Raw genomic sequence first — 15,516 nt, 5'->3', positions numbered from 1 at the left:
CGGCTGGGACGCGCAGGTTGTGGACAACCGGCGGATCTCAAGTCGTCCTGTGGATGTCCGCTGGCCAGAGATTAGCCGAACGCGTGTTCGATCTGCGTGGCGACACGCCGCCGGGAAATCCCGGTCAGCGCAGCGACGCCGGCATCTCGAATTCGGCGCAGACCGCCCGCCAGATCTCCTTCGCCTCGACCCCACGGGACAGCGCGTCGTCGATCGTCGAGCCGATCATCGGCAGGCGGTAATCGGCGGCGAGGCTCGCGGCGTAAGCCGCGCCGAAGCGCTCGCCCATGCGCCGCCAGAACTCCGTGAGTCGCACGCCGCAAGCCTAAGCACAAGTCGTCGCGCCGCGGCCGCGGGCTGTGCTCAGCTGCGGCGCCACGCAGGCCGCCGGCAGCGCCCAATGGAGGTGGCGGCAGCTGGCAAGATCGCGAGCGTGGTCTCCCCCGACGAGTGGTTCGCCCTGCCCGTCCTCACCGGGCGGTTGATCCGGCTGGAACCGCTGTCGCTCGAGCACGTCACCGGCTATCTGGCCGCCGCCGGACAAGACGGCGACACCGTGTTCCGCTGGCTCAACTCAGCTGGCTCGACGAGCGGCGCCCCAAGGACACTGGACGACGCGCGCGCCGACATCGTCGCCGCGCTCGCCGCCCGGGCGCGAGGCGAGCGGTTCGCCTACGTCCAGCTCGACGCGACGACCGGCGAGGTCGCGGGCAGCACGTCCTACTACGACGTGCTCCCCGCACTGCGCACCCTGGGCATCGGCCACACCTGGCTGGGCACGAAGTGGTGGCGGCGGGGGCACAACACCGAGTCGAAGCTGCTGATGCTGACGCACGCCTTCGACACGCTCGGCGCCGCGCGCGTCGTTTGGCACACCGACATCCACAACGAACGTTCCCAGGCGGCGATCGCCCGGCTCGGCGCGACTCGGGAAGGGGAACTGCGCAAGCACCGGCTCCGGCGGGACGGCTCATGGCGCACCACGGTGCAGTACTCGATGACCGACGACGACTGGCCGGCGGCCAAAGCGTTCCTGACCGAGCGGCTGACGACGGGGTGAGCGCGCGTTCGTCACGCCGGCCGCCCTCTACCGTGCAGGAATGGCTGGCGACGTCCGAATCGGCACGTCCGGATGGCTGTATCCGCCGTGGCGCAAGGTGTTCTACCCGCCCAAGCTTCCGCACCGCGCCGAGCTGCAGTACCTGTCGTCGCAGCTGAACAGCGTCGAGGTCAACGGCACGTTCTACTCATTGCAACGGCCGGCGAGCTTTGCCCGGTGGCGCGAGCAGACGCCGGCCGACTTCACCTTCGCGGTCAAGGGGCCGCGGTTCGTCACGCACATGAAGAAGCTGGTGGGCGTCGAGACGCCGATGGCGAACTTCTTCGCGTCGGGGGTGCTCGCACTGCGCGAGAAGCTCGGCCCGATGCTGTGGCAGCTGCCGCCGAACCTCGGCTTCGACGCCGATCGGTTGGCTGCCTTCTTCGCCGGCCTGCCGCGCTCGACCGGCGAGGCATCCTGGCTGGCGCGCCGGCATGACGAGCGGATGACCGGCCGGGCGCTGACCATGACTGACGCTGATCGGCCGCTGCGGCACGCGCTCGAGGTGCGGCACAAGAGCTTCGTCACCCCGGCGTTTCCAGAGCTGCTGCGCGAGCACCACGTAGCGCTCGTGATCGCCGACACCGCCGGGCGCTGGCCCTTGCTGCGCGACGTCACGAGCGACCTCGTCTATTTGCGGCTGCACGGCGACGTCGAGCTCTACACCAGCGGCTACACCGACGAGGCGCTCGACCGCTGGGCCGGTGACATCCGCGGCTGGCTTGCCGCCGGGCTGGACGTGCAGGTGCACTTCGACAACGACGTCAAGGTGCGCGCGCCGTTCGACGCGATGGGACTGGCCGAGCGGCTGGGTGTCGGCCCGCGGGATCCGGTGAGCTGAACTGAACAGGAAGGCCCAGAAGCGGCTCTCGGCTTCGATGTCTTCAGCGTCGAACACGACGACGCGCCGGATGATCTTCACGCCCTCACCGCCCTAAACCCGATATTCGTCGCTGAGAGACTCGCCTCCATGCCGAAGAAGAAGAACCGCGGACCGACGCTCCCGCCCCGCGGCCCCGCGCTCAGCGATCGTTCCTTCCTGCTGTGTTTTGACATCGACTGCGGCGAACTTGTCCCAGGACACCATTTTGTGGCACGCGGGCTCAGCGACGTCGGCCAGCTAAACAGATCGGACTGGGACGAGTCGGCGACCGACAGCGCTCCGGTCCAGGGCTTCGCGCTCGAATACGAGCTGACCCCCGGGGTGTCCGAAGGGCACCGCGACGACTTCTTCCGCTACTTGGTCGGCGTCAGCTACGACGCCGATGTCGAACTTCCCTGGGAGCCGACGGACGGCGGGGCGATAGCTCCGTTCGTAGGCGGCCCGAGCACACATGGCAGCCGCGGCGACTGGCCGTTGCCGGCGGACGCGCGCCTATTGACCTTCACCTTGTTCGGTGTCGAAGCCGGCTCGACCTTCACCTCGCACACCCCGGCGGGCGAGCTCGTCGTCGATCTCGAGACTCGTTCCGCGCGCTGGCTGCCGGCGTAGTCAGGGCCCAAAGCCAGCCAGGTTGGCACCGGGGCGGCGCGACACGCCGAGCGTGCCCGCCGCCGCGGGGCCAAGACCAGCGAACTCAGTCTTCGGCTGGGGCGTTCGGCATCCGCTCGCCGATCAGGTCCATCACCGACGAGTCGGTCAAGGTCGTGACGTCGCCGAGCTCGCGGTGGTCGGCGACGTCGCGCAGCAGCCGGCGCATGATCTTGCCCGACCGCGTCTTGGGCAGCTCGGCGACGATCATGATCTGCCGCGGCTTGGCGATCGCGCCGATTTCGGTGGCGACGTGGTTGCGCAACGTTTTGACCAGCTGCTCGCCCTCGGCGTCCTCGGTCGGGCCGCCGCCACGCAGGATCACGAAAGCGACGATGCCCTGTCCGGTGGTGGGATCGGTGGCGCCCACGACCGCGGCCTCGGCGACCTGCGGGTGGGACACCAGCGCGGACTCCACCTCGGTCGTCGAGATGCGGTGGCCGGAGATGTTCATGACGTCGTCGACGCGGCCGAGCAGCCACAGGTCGCCGTCGTCGTCCTTCTTCGCGCCGTCACCGGCGAAGTAGTAGCCCTGCTCGGTGAACTTCGACCAGTACGTCTCCTTGAACCGCTCGGGGTCGCCGTAGATGCCGCGGGTCATCGACGGCCACGGCTCGGTCAGCACCAACAGCCCGCCGCCGCCGTTCGGCACCGGCTTGCCGTCGTTGTCCACGACGTCCGCGCCGATGCCCGGCAGCGCGCCGATCGCCGAACCGGGCTTGGTCGCCGAGACCCCGGGCAGCGGGCTGATCATCATCGCGCCCGTCTCGGTCTGCCACCACGTGTCCACGATGGGCGTCCGGTCGCCGCCGATGTTGGTGCGGTACCAGATCCACGCCTCCGGGTTGATCGGCTCGCCGACCGACCCGAGCAGCCGCAGCGAGGAGAGGTCGTGCGCGCCCGGCACGTCCTCGCCCCACTTCATGAACGTGCGGATCGTCGTCGGGGCCGTGTACAAGATCGTGATCTTGTACTTCTCGATCATCTCGAACCAGCGGTGCTCGTTCGGCGTGTTCGGCGTGCCCTCATACATGAACGACGTCGTCCGGTTCGCCAGCGGCCCGTACACGATGTAGGAGTGGCCGGTGATCCAGCCGATGTCCGCGCCGCACCAATACAGGTCGGCGTCCGGCTTCAGGTCGAACACCGCCCAGTGCGTGTACGCCACCTGCGTGAGGTAGCCCCCGGACGTGTGCAGGATGCCCTTCGGCTTGCCCGTCGAGCCGGAGGTGTACATGACGAACAGCGGGTGCTCGGCGTCGAAGAACTCGCACTCGTGCTCGCTCGAGGCGGAGTCGACGGCGTCGTGCCACCACACGTCGCGCCCGTCGGTCCATTCGACGTCCTGCCCGGTCCGTTTGACCACGAGCGTGTGCCGGACGTCCGGGCACTTCTGCAGCGCCTCGTCCACCGCCGGCTTCAGCGCAGCCGGCGAGCCGCGCCGGTAGCCGCCGTCGGCGGTGATCACGACCCGCGCGTCGCAGTCGGTGATCCGGTCCGACAGCGCCGTCGCGGAGAAGCCGCCGAAGATCACCGTGTGCGGGGCGCCCAGCCGCGCGCAGGCGAGCATCGCGACGACTGTCTCCGGGATCATCGGCATGTAAATCGCGATGAAGTCGCCGGACCGCACGCCCAGGTCGGTCAGCGCGTTGGCCGCCTTGCAGACCTCGTCCTTGAGCTCGGCGTAGGTCAGCGCACGGGTCTCCCCCGGCTCGCCCTCCCAGTGGTACGCCACCTGGTCGCCGTGGCCGTCGGCGACGTGCCGGTCGAGGCAGTTGTAGGCGACATTGAGCCGGCCGCCGACGAACCACTTGGCGAACGGCGCGTCGGACCAGTCGAGGACCTCAGTCCACTCCTGCTCCCACGCCAGCCGCTGCGCCTGCTCGGCCCAGAACGCCAGCCGGTCCTTCGCGGCATGGTCGTATGCCTCCTCGCGCACGTTGGCCTGGTCGGCGAACTCCTTTGCCGGCGGGAAGCGGCGATCCTCGTGCGACAGGTTGGACAGTGTTTCGCTCATGTCTCGAACCTAGTTCCGCGCGACAGTGGGGCAAAGCATGCGTTCACCGGGCGAAGACCGGCAGGACGACGCGCTTGAACGTGGCGTTGGTGACGCCGGCGAAGCTCGCGTACCAGGCGAGCACCGCGGTCACCAGGCCGAGCCAGCCGCCCGTCTTCGTCCACCCCGTCGACGCGTCGTAGGCGCCGATGCACAGGAACAGGAACGTGAACGCCAGCGCCAGGAACACCGCCGCCACGGCCAGCGTGGTCCTCAGCGACGCGATGAGCATGTAGAACGTGAAGATCGTCCAGACGAGCAAGAACGTGCCCACCGCGTGGTTGATGTCGGTCGCGGTGGCCTTAGCCGCCACCATGGCGGGCACGCCGTGGGTGACGAACCACCAGAAGGCGAGCCAGAAGGCGCCGAACGAGCTGAAGGCCGTCGCGCCGAAGGTGTTGCCCTTCGCGAACTCCCACATGCCGGCAAGCAGCTGCGCGATGCCCCCGTAGAAGATCGCCAACCCGAACACGCCCGCCTCGACGGTGCCGTGCAGCAGGTCCGCGTTGACCGCGGACAGGAAGAACGTGGTGGCGGCGAACGCCGCGAGGCCCAACGGCCCCGGATCGGAGATCGAGGCGCCAAACCCGGGAGCAGAGCTCGGCGCGCTGGCGGTTTCGGCGGCATGCTGCGACATTGCAGGTCCTCCTTAAGTAGGACATCGTCCGTTTTGCCTACTCAAGTTGCCAGTGACCCGCGTCACATGCAAGGGCCCTCGATCGGCCCGGTCTCAGCTAACGACCGGGTGCGTCTGCGCGAACAGCTGGCGCAGCCCGCGCATCTTCTCGACCGCGAGCTCGCGGTCCATCCGCTGCACCGCGTAGAGGGCGAGCACCTCGTCGCCCGGCAGCACCAGCCGCGCGAACCGCGCCTTGCGCGGGAACTCGACGGCGACGACCGCGGCCCACGGGATCTTGCGGTAGTCGCCGAGGTACCCGCGCGCGTAGACGGCCTCGGCGTCGGCGCGCAGCCTCGGCCGGGCCGGCAGCCGAAGCCCGCCGGCGACGATCAACCCGACGACGACGGTGAACAGCTGGTCCTTGTAGCCGAACACCGCGCCGGCGTTGTCCCGGCGCATCAACAGCGCGACGACGACGAAGGCGGCCAGCGCGACGCCCGCAGCCGCGTTCGCGATCACCGCGGTGCGCCGCGGCCGAGCAGTCAGGACGATCTCGCTCACAGCCGACACGCCGCGATCGACGTGACGAGGATGCCGCGCGCGCCGAGTTCCCACAGCTCGTCCATCACGGCGTTTGTGTCGCGGCGTGGCACCATCGAGCGCACCGCCGACCAGCCGTTCTCGTGCAGCGGAGAGACGGTCGGCGATTCGATGCCGGGCGTGATCGCGACGGCCTTCTCGACCAGGTCGTCGGAGATGTCGTAGTCCATCAGCACGTACTGCCGAGCGATGATCACCCCCTGCAGCCGGCGGACCAGCTGCTCCACGCGCGGCGTTGCGGGGGCGCCGGCCGCCTGGATCAGCACCGCTTCGCTGGTGAGCAGCGGCTCGCCGAAGACGTCGAGCCCCGCGTTGCGCAGCGTCGTGCCGGTGGACACGACGTCGGCGATCACGTCCGCGACGCCCAGCCGCACCGAGGTCTCGACGGCTCCGTCGAGGCTGATCACCTCGGCGGTCAGGCCGCGCTGGGCGAGATAGGCGCGGACCACCCCCGGATACGCCGTGGCGACGCGTTTGCCGGCGAGGTCGTCGACGGACATGCCGGCGTCGACCTTCGCGGCGAAGCGGAACGTCGAGCCGGCGAAGCCGAGCGGCAGGATCGCCTCGGCGGGCGCGCCGGAGTCCAGCAAGAGGTCCTGGCCGGTGATGCCGACGTCGAGTTGGCCGGACCCGACGTAGATCGCGATGTCGCGCGGGCGCAGGAAGAAGAACTCGGTGTCGTTGTCGGCGTCGAGCAGGACGAGCTCGCGGGGGTCGGCGCGTTGACGGTAGCCGGCCTCGACCAGCATCTGGCTGGCCGGCTCGGACAGCGATCCCTTGTTCGGGACGGCGATGCGAAGCATGGGCTTCCTCGTTGACGGGCGATCAGGAACTTAGCCGACCGGCTAGAGATGTCGGTACACGTCCTCGAGCGTGATGCCCTTGCCGAGCATGATCACCTGGACACGGTAGAGTAGCTGGCTGATCTCCTCGGCCGCCCGCTCAGCGGATTCGTGCTCGGCCGCCAGCCACACCTCGGCGGCCTCCTCGACGACCTTCTTGCCCTGCTCGTGCACGCCGGCGTCGAGCGCGGCGACGGTGCCGGAGCCGGCGGGCCGCTCGCGCTGCCGGTCGGTGAGCTCGGCGAACAGCTGGTCGAAGGTTTTCATCTCGAGGCGAGGGTACCGGCGCGGGCTGGCCCGGCTCAGTTGTCGGCCCGGCTCAGCTGTCGGCCCGGCGCGCTCCGCCCTCGGCGCGGCGCAACCGGTGGCCACGCAGGTGGTGGTAACCGCGCACCGACACCGGGCGCAGCGCTTTCAGCGTGTACCGGGGGCTCTCGCGCAGCGCGGCCGACATCCCCTCGTCGACCAACACCGACCCGGTGCGGGCGAGCGACGTCAGCCGGCTGGCGATGTTGACGGTCTGGCCGTAGACGTCGCCGAGGCGGCTGACGACGTCGCCGAACGCGACGCCGGCCCGCAGCTGCGGAAGATCGCCGCCGGCGGCCTCGACGAGCGCGAGGGCGATCTCGGCCGCCGAGCTCGGGTCGTCGGCGACGAACAGCACCTCGTCGCCGATCGTCTTGACGATCTGGCCCTGGTTCGACCCGACGATGTCGGTCGCGATGGTCTCGAACGAGCCGAGCACCCGGCGCAGGTCGTGCTCGGACGAGTGGCGGGTGAACGCCGTGAAGTCGGCCAGGTCGGCAAACCCGACGGCCATCTGCGATTCGGCGCGCTGGTCGGCGATCGCGCCGGACGCGGCCCGGGCGAAGTACGCGGCCAGCTGCCGGCGCCACACGTACTCGTGCAGCTCGCCGACCATGGGCGTCAGCTGCTCCATCAGCGCGATGACGCCGTCGCCGCCGTTCGCCGTCAGCAGATCCGGTTCGCGGGCGACCATCTCCATGGTGATCTGCCCCTGCCAGGACGCCAACCGGGCGAACGTCTGGCCGATGATGCGCGTCATGGCGTGCAAGACGTCGTCGTCGACGCCCGCGAGCTCTTTGAACTTCGCGACGTTGCGCAGCGCCGCGATGTCGGCGGCGGCGAAAACTCGGGAGTCGTCGTCGACCGCGGCGAAGCCGAGGGCTCGCCACAGGATGCGCGCTTCGTCCAACGACAGCCCGGACTGCTCCGCGACCTCGTGCCGGGTGAACTCACGCTCGCCGTCGAGCAGGTGCTGGTCGACCTTGGCGATGAGCTCGCCGAGGCCGCCGGCCGCCGGCGCGTCTGGCGCTTCGCTTGCGTCTGGCGCTTCGCTTGCGTCGGGCGCTTCGCTTGGGTCTGGCACGGCTGCTCAGGTGGTGTGCACGACCAGGACGTCGACCGGCGAATGCCGCACGACGTCCTGCGGCACCGAGCCGATGAGCCGCCCGGCCAGCGTGTTCAGGCCGCGGTTGCCCACGACCAGCAGGTCCGCGCCGAGCTCGCCGACCAACGCGATCAGCGACTCGGCGGCCTTGCCCGGCAGGGCGCGGGTGTCGATGGCGACGTCCACCGCGCCGGCGCCGACAGCGTGGTCGCGCGCCCGGCCGAGGGAGTCCTCCGCGGGCGCCGAGCCCACGACCTGGTAACCCTCGTCCTTCAACACGTCCTGGGCGGCCGGGTCTGGCTTCTCGGGCGCGTACGCGCACGCGATCACGAGCGCGGCGTGCGCGTCCTGCGCCAGCACGGCGGCGCGTTCGACGGCGCGGTACGAGGTCTCCGAGCCGTCGGTGCCGACGACTACCGTCCGGTAACCAGCCATGGCGAAACCATAGCGGCCATCCCGGTCAGCGCCGGTCAGGGTCGGTCAGCGCCGGTCAGGGTCGGTGGTAGCCCGCGAGCGCGCGCGCCGCGGCGATCGCGGCGGTGGCGGCCTCGTGGCCCTTGTCCTCTGCCGAGCCGGGCAGGCCGGCCCGGTCGAGCGCCTGCTGCTCGTCGTCGCAGGTGAGCACGCCGAACCCGACGGGCACGCCGGTGCGCACCGACACCGCGGTGAGGCCCTGGGTCGCGGCGTCGCAGACGTAGTCGAAGTGCGGGGTGCCGCCGCGGATCACGACGCCGAGCGCGACCACCGCGTCGACGGGCTCGGTCGTCACCCGCGCCGCGGCGACGGGCAGCTCGAACACGCCCGGCACGCGCAGCTCCACGACGTCCGTCACGCCTGCCTCACGCAGCGCGCGACGCGTGCCGTCCACCAAACCATCCATCACGGTTTGGTGCCACTGGCTGGCCAGCACCACCACGGACAGGCCGCGACCGTCGGCTCGCAGGTCGGGCGCGCCGTGCCCTGCCATTAGGCGCCGTCCTCGAGGATGAAGTCGGGGTCGTGGCCCATCCGATCGCGCTTGGTCTCCAGGTAACGCAGGTTGTGCGGATTGGCGTGCACCGGCAACGGCTCGCGGCCGGTGATGTGCAGCCCGTACCCCTCGAGGCCGGCGCGCTTGGCCGGGTTGTTGGTGAGCAGGCGCATCGAGCGGACGCCGAGATCGACCAGAATCTGCGCGCCCGTGCCGTAATCGCGCGCGTCGGCGGGCAGGCCGAGCTCGAGGTTGGCGTCGAGGGTGTCGCTGCCGGCGTCCTGCAGCTGGTAGGCCTGCAGCTTGTGCAGCAGGCCGATGCCCCTGCCCTCGTGGCCGCGGATGTAGAGGACGACGCCGCGGCCCTCGCGCGCGACGGCGGCGAGCGCGGCGTCCAGCTGTGGCCCGCAGTCGCAGCGCAGCGAGCCGAACACGTCGCCGGTGAGGCATTCGGAGTGCACGCGGACCAGCACGTCCTCGCCCGCGCCGAGCTCGCCGAAGACGAACGCCACGTGCTCGCGCTCGTCATAGCTCGAGGAGTAGCCGACCGCGGTGTACTCGCCGTAGCGCAGCGGCACCCGCGCCTGCACCTCGCGCTGGACGAGCTTTTCGAACCGGCGGCGGTAGGCGATCAGGTCGGCGATGGAGATCATCGCGAGATCGTGCTCGTCGGCGAACACGCGCAGCTCCTCGCCGCGCGCCATGCCGATCGGGTCCTTCTCGCTGACGACCTCGCAGAGCACCGCGGCCGGGTGCAGACCGGCGAGCCGGGCGAGGTCGACCGCGGCCTCCGTGTGGCCCGGCCGGCGCAGCACGCCGCCGTCCTTGGCGCGCAACGGCACGACGTGGCCCGGGCGGGAGAACGCGGTGGCGTCGGCTTTGGGGTCGGCCAGCAGCCGGATGGTGCTTGCGCGGTCGGCCGCGGAGATGCCGGTGGAGACGCCTTCGCGGGCGTCGACCGTGACGGTGTAGGCGGTGCCGCGGCGGTCCTGGTTGGTGTGGAACATCGGCGGCAGCTCGAGCCGGTCGGCGTCGGCCTCGGTGACCGGCACGCAGATGTAGCCGGAGGTGTAGCGCACGGTGAACGCGACGAGCTCAGGCGTCGCCAGCTCGGCGGCGAAGATCAGGTCGCCCTCGTTCTCGCGGTCCTCGTCGTCGATGACCACAACCGGTCGACCGGCCTTGATGTCGGCGACCGCGCGGTCGATCGAGTCGAGCCGCAACGTGCTCATGGCCGGGTCTCCAGTAGTCGCGCGACGTATTTGGCGAGCACGTCGACCTCCAGGTTCACCGAGTCGCCGGCCGCCTTGGTCCCGAGGGTGGTCGCCCGCAACGTCTCGGGGATGAGGCCGACTTCGAACCAGTCCGGGCCGACGCCGGTGACGGTCAGCGAGACGCCGTCGATCGCCACCGAGCCCTTCTCGGCGACGAAGCGGGCGAGTTCGGCGGGCAGGCCGAACCGGACGGCCTCCCACTCGTTGCCGGTTGTGCGGGAAACCACGACCCCGATGCCGTCGACGTGGCCCTGCACGACGTGGCCGCCGAGCCGGGTGTCGGCGCGCACGGCGCGTTCCAGGTTGACGCGGTCGCCGGCCGCGAGGCCGCCGACCACCGAGCGCTTGAGGGTCTCGCCCATGACGTCGAAGTCGATCGCGGTCGACTCGCCGGCCTGCCAGCCGACGACGGTGAGGCAGACGCCGTTCACCGCGATGGACGCGCCGTGCGCGAGGTCGTCGGCGACGGCCGCGGCGCGCACGTGCAGCACCGCCGAGTCCCCGCGCAGCTCCAGATCGACGACCTCGCCGACCTCTTCGATGATTCCGGTGAACACCGCTACTCCTCCGTCGCCTGCTCGGCCCAGCGGGGCCGGGCGACCACTTTGACGTCGTTGCCAGTGCGCGACACCGACTCGACCTCCAACACGGCCGCGTCGACCAGTGTTCCGATGCCCGCCTCGCCCAGCGCGTTCGGGCCCGCGCCGAGCAGCAGCGGGGCGAGGTAGGCGACCACCTCGTCGACGCAATGGTCCTCGAGGAACGCCCCGGCGAGCGTCGGGCCGCCCTCCAGCAGCACGTGTCGCACACCGCGGTCGAACAGCGCCTTCAGCGCGAACCGCGGCACCGCGGTGTCCAGGATCAGCGTCTCGGCCGCCGAATCGAGCACCCGGCCGTCGTGCACCCGGTGCCGGCGGTCGAGCACCACCCGCAACGGCTGCTGGTCGGCCAGGGTTTCCCCGAGCCGCGCGGTCAGCTGCGGGTCGTCGGCGAGGACCGTGCCGCTGCCGACGACGATCGCGTCGACGGTCGCGCGCAGCAGGTGCGCGTCGGCTCGCGACGGGGCGGAGGAGATCCAGCGCGAGGTCGAATCGGCGGCGGCGACCCGGCCGTCGAGGGTGGCGGCGAACTTCCAGGTGACGAACGGGCGCCCGGTGCGCACGGCGTGCAGCCACGGCCGGAGCGCCCCGCTGGCGGCGGCGTGCTCCTCAACGCCGCCCACGACGTCCACGCCGGCCTCGCGCAGCACGCTCGCCCCGCCGGCGGCGGCCGGGGTCGGGTCGTCCACGGCGTAGACGACCCGCGCGACGCCGGCCGCCCGCAGCGCCTCGGTGCACGGGCCGGTGCGGCCGGTGTGCGCGCACGGCTCGAGGGTGACGACAGCGGTGCTGTCGCGCGCCTCGTCGCCGGCCTCGGCCAACGCGCGGATCTCGGCGTGCGGGCCGCCGGCGGGCGCGGTCGCGCCCTCGCCGGCGAGCTCGCCGGCCGGCGTCAGCACCACGGCGCCGACCGCGGGGTTGGGGCTGGTGCGGCCGCGGACGGTCTCGGCCAGGGCCAGCGCCCGGTGCATGGCGGCCAGCTCGGTGTCGGTGACGGCCATCGTCTCAGCCCGGCATGGCGCGGCGGGCCCGGGCGCGCAGCGCCTCGACCGCCGCGCCCGGATCGTCCGCGCTGAACACCGCGGAGCCGGCGACGAAGACGTCGGCGCCCGCCGCGGCGGCCGCCTCGATGGTGTCCGCGTCGATGCCGCCGTCGACCTCGATGAACAGCCGCAGGTGCCCGCTGCGCACCTCCTCGCGCGCCCGGCGGACTTTCGGCAGCACCTCGGCCATGAACTCCTGGCCGCCGAAGCCAGGCTCGACCGTCATCACCAGGAGCGTGTCGAACTCGCGCAGCACGTCGAGATAGGGGTCCAGCTCGGTCGCCGGCTTGATCGACAGCCCGGCGAGCGCCCCGGCCGCGCGGATCGCCCGGGCGGTCGCGACCGGGTCCTTCGCCGCCTCGATGTGGAAGGTGACGTTCGCCGCGCCTGCCTCGGCGTAGGCCGGGGCCCAGCGGTCGGGATCCTCGATCATCAGGTGGCAGTCGAGCGGCAGGTCGGTGGCGGCGTGCAGGCTGCGCACCACGGGCAGCCCGATCGTCAGGTTGGGCACGAAGTGGTAGTCCATGACGTCGACATGCAGCCAGTCGGCGCGCTCCACGGAGTCCGCGGCGTCGGCGAGGCGGGCGAAGTCGGCGGACAGAATGCTCGGCGCGATCATCGGCTCGATCATCGCCCTGTCGCCCCTTCAGTCACCAGCCGCAGTCTAATGACGGCGTTGCGCGGCGGCCGTCCACTCCGCGACCCGGCGCTCCCGGTGCCGCCGCTCGGCCGCCGGCGCCGGTGCGGCCAGCGACTCGCGCGCGGCGTCCGCCGCAGCCGCGAGCTGCCCGGCGCGCGCGAGCAGCTCGCTGCGCACGGCCTCCCGGCGCGGATGCGACGCGACGTCGTCGAGCGCGCGCAGCCCTGCGGTCGCGCCGTCGGCCTCGGCCAGCGCAACGGCGCGGGCCAAGCGCACCGACGACGTCGGTCGCACGGTGAGCAGCAGGTCGTAGAGCCGGACGATCTCGCGCCAATCCGTCGTGTCGCAGCTGCCGGCCACGGCGTGCTCGGCCGCGACGGCCGCCTCCAACTGATAGGCGTCGGCGAGGCCGGCAGTGCGGCGCAGCGAGTCTGCCAGCAGCTGGCGGCCTTCCTCGACGGCTGCGCGATCCCACAGCGAGCGGTCCTGGTCGGCCAGCAGGACAACCTCGCCGGCGGCGAGGCGCGCGGGCCGGCGGGCCTCGGTCAGCAGGATCAGCGCCAGCACCGCCGCGGGCATCGGCTCGTCCGGCAGCAGGTCGTGGACGAGCCGGGCGAGCCGGCGCGCCTCGACACAGCCGTCGACGTCGCTGAGCTCGGCGCCGCTCGCCGTGTGCGCGGCGGTGTAGGCGGCGTGCACCACGGCGCACACCCCCGCCAGCCGCGCGGGCAGCTCGGCGTCGCCCGGCACGCGGTACGGGATCGCCGCACGGGCGATCTTGGCCCGCGCCCGCGTGAGGCGCTTGGCCACGGCCGGCTCGCCGGTCAGCAGCACGTCGGCGATCTGCGCCGGGCTGAGCCCGCAGAGCACCCGAAGCGCCAGCGGCACCTGCGCCTCGAGCGACAGCGCCGGGTGGCAGCACACGAACAACAACCGCAGCTGGTCGTCGCGCACCACGCTGTCCGGCACCTCGGCCGGCTCGTCCTGCGTCGTCAGCGCCATCGCGCTCGCGTCCCGTTCCCTGTCCCGGCGCTGGCTCTCCCGGCGGACGATGTCGATTGCCGCGCGTCGCGCGGCGACGGTCAACCACGCGCGCGGCTGGTCGGGGACGCCGCTGCGGGGCCAGTCGCGTAGCGCCCGGACAGCGGCCTCCTGCACCGCGTCCTCGGCCAGCTGCAGGTCGCCGACCGTCCGGACGAGGGTCGCGAGCAGGCGCGCGCCCTCGACCCGGACGGTCTGCGCCAGCTCGCCGGCGGCGTCGGTCACCCGCCGAAGTCCACGACCGGTCGCACCTCGACGGCGCCGTCCCAGGCGGCCGGCAGCTGCGCGGCGATGGCGATGGCCGCGTCCAGGTCGTCGGCTTCGACGAGGTAGAAGCCGGTCAGCGCCTCCTTGGTCTCGGCGTACAGCCCGTCGCTGGTGACGACGTCGCCGCCGCGGGCCCCGACGACACGCACCGTGGTGGCTGTGCTCGTCGGATGCAGGGCGGCCCCGCCGCGGATCACGGCGGCGTTCTCCTCGCCGAAGCGGTTGTAGTCGGCCATGACGCCGTCTGCCAGCTCGGCCGGCTCGATGTCGGGGCCGTAGATCAGCGCTGCGTACTGCGGCATGTCGGTGCTCCCTCTCTCTGATCGGGTCGTTCGCCCGATCTCACCAGAAGGACGAACGGAAAGCGCCGGAGAGGACACCCGAAAGCCGCCTGAACGGTCGACGTCTCGCGTCTTGCCAAGTCCGGCACACTTTTACGAGTGCCGGCCTACGAACGTCCGTCGCGGACTGCGCTGTGCTGGGTCTTGGCTTCCTGCGGTGTTCGCGCGGGGAGCGTGCTCGCGGTGATGTGTGCGCCCATGCGCGCCTGGGCTGACCGGCGCTGAACTACGCTCAAGCCCTTTCGGGTTCGCTTGGAACCTCCAGCGAGGTAGAGGTCAGCGGATGTCGCAGCCGGCAGCCAACCTCCCTGAGACGTGGTCCAGCTTGGCCTCCTGGTACGACTCGCTGCTGGTCGCCGGGAGCGGACCGCACGAGACCGCCGTCGCGTGCCTGGTCGACCTGAGCCCCAAGCCACGCCGCTGCTGGCCGACCAGCAACCCGTTTACGCGCGCGTGCCGATCTTCCTCGGCGTCCGAGCCACGGCTGCGTATCCACATCGAGCTGGAGCCGCTCTCGGGACACCGTGGCGCTGGAAGGCGCGGGAGACAGGTTGCTGCTCAGCCGGCACGGCCGGCGGCCCGGCCGAGCCCGGCTTCGCGGGCCCGGACGATCGCCTGGGCCCGGTCGCCGACCTGCAGCTTGGCGAAGATGTTGGAGACGTGGTTGCGAACGGTCTTCACCGTCAACCCGAGCTCACGCGCGATGTCGGGGTTGCCGCGGCCCTGGGCGATCAGCTCGAGCACCTCCCGTTCGCGATCGGTGAGCCCGGTGAACGGCAGCGCGGCGTCGCGCCCGGCGGCGAAGTAGCTGATCAACCGCTTGGCGAGCGCCGGACCGAAGACGGCGTTGCCGCGTCCGACTGCCCGCACCGCGTGCACGATGTCGGCCTGGTCGGCCTCCTTGAGCAGGTAGCCGCGGGCGCCGGCGCGCATGGCCTGGAAGACGTTCTCGTCCTCGTCGAACATGGTGAGAATCAGGACCCCGATGTGCGGGCTCTCGCCGACGATCCGCCGGGTGGCCTCGATGCCGTTGAGATCGGGCATGTTGACGTCCATGAGCACGACGTCGGGCTGGTGCTCCCGGGCCGCGTCGACGGCCTGGGCGCCGCTCGCGACGTCGGCGATGACCTCGATCCCGGGCAGCGTGCTCAACGCGACGCGCAGCCCGTCGCGAAACATCGGG

The 15,516-nt window shown here is 71.5% G+C and carries 19 protein-coding genes; 3 read left to right on the top strand and 16 right to left on the bottom strand.

Annotated elements, in window-relative coordinates; genetic code table 11:
* Nucleotides 1–124: 124 nt before the first annotated feature.
* Nucleotides 125–316, bottom strand: coding sequence for a DUF3046 domain-containing protein (locus ACFFBG_RS02805; RefSeq protein ID WP_375475380.1), 192 nt, complete (start codon nucleotides 314–316; stop codon nucleotides 125–127).
* Between the two features lie 84 nt (nucleotides 317–400).
* Between ACFFBG_RS02805 and ACFFBG_RS02800 the strand changes: the two genes are divergently transcribed.
* The 3 genes from ACFFBG_RS02800 to ACFFBG_RS02790 all read left to right on the top strand — a co-directional run bounded on the left by ACFFBG_RS02800 (nucleotide 401) and on the right by ACFFBG_RS02790 (nucleotide 2,591).
* Complete coding sequence (locus ACFFBG_RS02800; protein WP_375475378.1) at nucleotides 401–1,060, top strand: GNAT family N-acetyltransferase; 660 nt, start codon at nucleotides 401–403, stop codon at nucleotides 1,058–1,060.
* A 40-nt stretch (nucleotides 1,061–1,100) separates the two neighbouring features.
* Entirely contained in the window at nucleotides 1,101–1,940 is an 840-nt protein-coding gene (locus ACFFBG_RS02795) for a DUF72 domain-containing protein (protein ID WP_375475376.1), read from the top strand.
* Between the two features lie 129 nt (nucleotides 1,941–2,069).
* Nucleotides 2,070–2,591 carry a hypothetical protein gene (locus tag ACFFBG_RS02790; RefSeq protein ID WP_375475374.1) on the top strand — a complete coding sequence of 174 codons (522 nt, stop codon included), beginning with the start codon at nucleotides 2,070–2,072 and terminating at the stop codon, nucleotides 2,589–2,591.
* An 85-nt stretch (nucleotides 2,592–2,676) separates the two neighbouring features.
* Here the strand turns inward: ACFFBG_RS02790 and acs are convergent, their stop codons facing one another.
* The 15 genes from acs to ACFFBG_RS02715 form a co-directional block, all read right to left on the bottom strand.
* Nucleotides 2,677–4,647 carry an acetate--CoA ligase gene (gene acs, locus ACFFBG_RS02785; RefSeq protein WP_375475372.1) on the bottom strand — a complete coding sequence of 657 codons (1,971 nt, stop codon included), beginning with the start codon at nucleotides 4,645–4,647 and terminating at the stop codon, nucleotides 2,677–2,679.
* A gap of 43 nt (nucleotides 4,648–4,690) precedes the next feature.
* Entirely contained in the window at nucleotides 4,691–5,323 is a 633-nt protein-coding gene (locus ACFFBG_RS02780) for an acetate uptake transporter (RefSeq protein ID WP_375475371.1), read from the bottom strand.
* A gap of 93 nt (nucleotides 5,324–5,416) precedes the next feature.
* The gene (locus tag ACFFBG_RS02775) at nucleotides 5,417–5,866 is read right to left on the bottom strand and encodes a PH domain-containing protein (RefSeq protein WP_375475369.1); all 450 of its coding nucleotides are present in this window, start codon (nucleotides 5,864–5,866) and stop codon (nucleotides 5,417–5,419) included.
* Nucleotides 5,863–6,708 (bottom strand): ATP phosphoribosyltransferase, encoded by an 846-nt coding sequence (gene hisG, locus ACFFBG_RS02770; protein ID WP_375475367.1) that lies wholly within the window; start codon nucleotides 6,706–6,708, stop codon nucleotides 5,863–5,865. The genes ACFFBG_RS02775 and hisG overlap by 4 nt, the downstream gene beginning before the upstream one ends.
* 42 nt (nucleotides 6,709–6,750) lie before the next feature.
* Nucleotides 6,751–7,014 carry a phosphoribosyl-ATP diphosphatase gene (locus ACFFBG_RS02765; RefSeq protein ID WP_375475365.1) on the bottom strand — a complete coding sequence of 88 codons (264 nt, stop codon included), beginning with the start codon at nucleotides 7,012–7,014 and terminating at the stop codon, nucleotides 6,751–6,753.
* A gap of 52 nt (nucleotides 7,015–7,066) precedes the next feature.
* Nucleotides 7,067–8,137 carry an adenylate/guanylate cyclase domain-containing protein gene (locus ACFFBG_RS02760; protein WP_375475363.1) on the bottom strand — a complete coding sequence of 357 codons (1,071 nt, stop codon included), beginning with the start codon at nucleotides 8,135–8,137 and terminating at the stop codon, nucleotides 7,067–7,069.
* Between the two features lie 6 nt (nucleotides 8,138–8,143).
* Nucleotides 8,144–8,593 carry a universal stress protein gene (locus tag ACFFBG_RS02755; RefSeq protein ID WP_375475361.1) on the bottom strand — a complete coding sequence of 150 codons (450 nt, stop codon included), beginning with the start codon at nucleotides 8,591–8,593 and terminating at the stop codon, nucleotides 8,144–8,146.
* Between the two features lie 55 nt (nucleotides 8,594–8,648).
* Nucleotides 8,649–9,125 (bottom strand): 6,7-dimethyl-8-ribityllumazine synthase, encoded by a 477-nt coding sequence (ribH, locus tag ACFFBG_RS02750; RefSeq protein ID WP_375475359.1) that lies wholly within the window; start codon nucleotides 9,123–9,125, stop codon nucleotides 8,649–8,651.
* Nucleotides 9,125–10,360 (bottom strand): bifunctional 3,4-dihydroxy-2-butanone-4-phosphate synthase/GTP cyclohydrolase II, encoded by a 1,236-nt coding sequence (locus ACFFBG_RS02745; protein ID WP_375475357.1) that lies wholly within the window; start codon nucleotides 10,358–10,360, stop codon nucleotides 9,125–9,127. Before ACFFBG_RS02745 ends, ribH begins: the two co-directional genes overlap by 1 nt.
* Nucleotides 10,357–10,959 (bottom strand): riboflavin synthase, encoded by a 603-nt coding sequence (locus ACFFBG_RS02740; protein WP_375475355.1) that lies wholly within the window; start codon nucleotides 10,957–10,959, stop codon nucleotides 10,357–10,359. The genes ACFFBG_RS02745 and ACFFBG_RS02740 overlap by 4 nt, the downstream gene beginning before the upstream one ends.
* 2 nt (nucleotides 10,960–10,961) lie before the next feature.
* Nucleotides 10,962–12,002, bottom strand: a complete 1,041-nt coding sequence (gene ribD / locus ACFFBG_RS02735) for a bifunctional diaminohydroxyphosphoribosylaminopyrimidine deaminase/5-amino-6-(5-phosphoribosylamino)uracil reductase RibD (RefSeq protein ID WP_375475353.1) — start codon at nucleotides 12,000–12,002, stop codon at nucleotides 10,962–10,964.
* A gap of 4 nt (nucleotides 12,003–12,006) precedes the next feature.
* Nucleotides 12,007–12,675 (bottom strand): ribulose-phosphate 3-epimerase, encoded by a 669-nt coding sequence (gene rpe / locus ACFFBG_RS02730; RefSeq protein WP_375475351.1) that lies wholly within the window; start codon nucleotides 12,673–12,675, stop codon nucleotides 12,007–12,009.
* Nucleotides 12,676–12,708: 33 nt separating this feature from the next.
* On the bottom strand, nucleotides 12,709–13,950 hold the full coding sequence (locus tag ACFFBG_RS02725) for an RNA polymerase sigma factor (RefSeq protein WP_375475349.1): 1,242 nt from the start codon (nucleotides 13,948–13,950) through the stop codon (nucleotides 12,709–12,711).
* Entirely contained in the window at nucleotides 13,947–14,294 is a 348-nt protein-coding gene (locus ACFFBG_RS02720) for a YciI family protein (protein WP_375475348.1), read from the bottom strand. Before ACFFBG_RS02720 ends, ACFFBG_RS02725 begins: the two co-directional genes overlap by 4 nt.
* Nucleotides 14,295–14,891: 597 nt before the next feature.
* Complete coding sequence (locus ACFFBG_RS02715) at nucleotides 14,892–15,512, bottom strand: response regulator (RefSeq protein ID WP_375476221.1); 621 nt, start codon at nucleotides 15,510–15,512, stop codon at nucleotides 14,892–14,894.
* Nucleotides 15,513–15,516 lie beyond the last annotated feature (4 nt).

This window comes from uncultured Jatrophihabitans sp., assembly GCF_964251945.1.
Lineage (GTDB): Bacteria > Actinomycetota > Actinomycetes > Mycobacteriales > Jatrophihabitantaceae > Jatrophihabitans.
Note: the sequence above shows the minus strand (reverse complement) of the source record. Positions and strands in the feature narration are given on the sequence as shown.

Excerpts from the sequence above, each read along its gene's own strand:
- ribD (WP_375475353.1), bottom strand. The coding sequence starts at position 12,002 with ATGGCCGTCACCGACACCGAGCTGGCCGCCATGCACCGGGCGCTGGCC.
- ACFFBG_RS02790 (WP_375475374.1), top strand. The coding sequence starts at position 2,070 with ATGCCGAAGAAGAAGAACCGCGGACCGACGCTCCCGCCCCGCGGCCCC.
- ACFFBG_RS02800 (WP_375475378.1), top strand. The coding sequence starts at position 401 with ATGGAGGTGGCGGCAGCTGGCAAGATCGCGAGCGTGGTCTCCCCCGAC.
- ACFFBG_RS02755 (WP_375475361.1), bottom strand. The coding sequence starts at position 8,593 with ATGGCTGGTTACCGGACGGTAGTCGTCGGCACCGACGGCTCGGAGACC.
- ACFFBG_RS02795 (WP_375475376.1), top strand. The coding sequence starts at position 1,101 with ATGGCTGGCGACGTCCGAATCGGCACGTCCGGATGGCTGTATCCGCCG.
- ACFFBG_RS02765 (WP_375475365.1), bottom strand. The coding sequence starts at position 7,014 with ATGAAAACCTTCGACCAGCTGTTCGCCGAGCTCACCGACCGGCAGCGC.
- ribH (WP_375475359.1), bottom strand. The coding sequence starts at position 9,125 with ATGGCAGGGCACGGCGCGCCCGACCTGCGAGCCGACGGTCGCGGCCTG.
- ACFFBG_RS02715 (WP_375476221.1), bottom strand. The coding sequence starts at position 15,512 with ATGTTTCGCGACGGGCTGCGCGTCGCGTTGAGCACGCTGCCCGGGATC.
- acs (WP_375475372.1), bottom strand. The coding sequence starts at position 4,647 with ATGAGCGAAACACTGTCCAACCTGTCGCACGAGGATCGCCGCTTCCCG.
- ACFFBG_RS02745 (WP_375475357.1), bottom strand. The coding sequence starts at position 10,360 with ATGAGCACGTTGCGGCTCGACTCGATCGACCGCGCGGTCGCCGACATC.
- hisG (WP_375475367.1), bottom strand. The coding sequence starts at position 6,708 with ATGCTTCGCATCGCCGTCCCGAACAAGGGATCGCTGTCCGAGCCGGCC.
- ACFFBG_RS02780 (WP_375475371.1), bottom strand. The coding sequence starts at position 5,323 with ATGTCGCAGCATGCCGCCGAAACCGCCAGCGCGCCGAGCTCTGCTCCC.
- ACFFBG_RS02720 (WP_375475348.1), bottom strand. The coding sequence starts at position 14,294 with ATGCCGCAGTACGCAGCGCTGATCTACGGCCCCGACATCGAGCCGGCC.
- rpe (WP_375475351.1), bottom strand. The coding sequence starts at position 12,675 with ATGATCGAGCCGATGATCGCGCCGAGCATTCTGTCCGCCGACTTCGCC.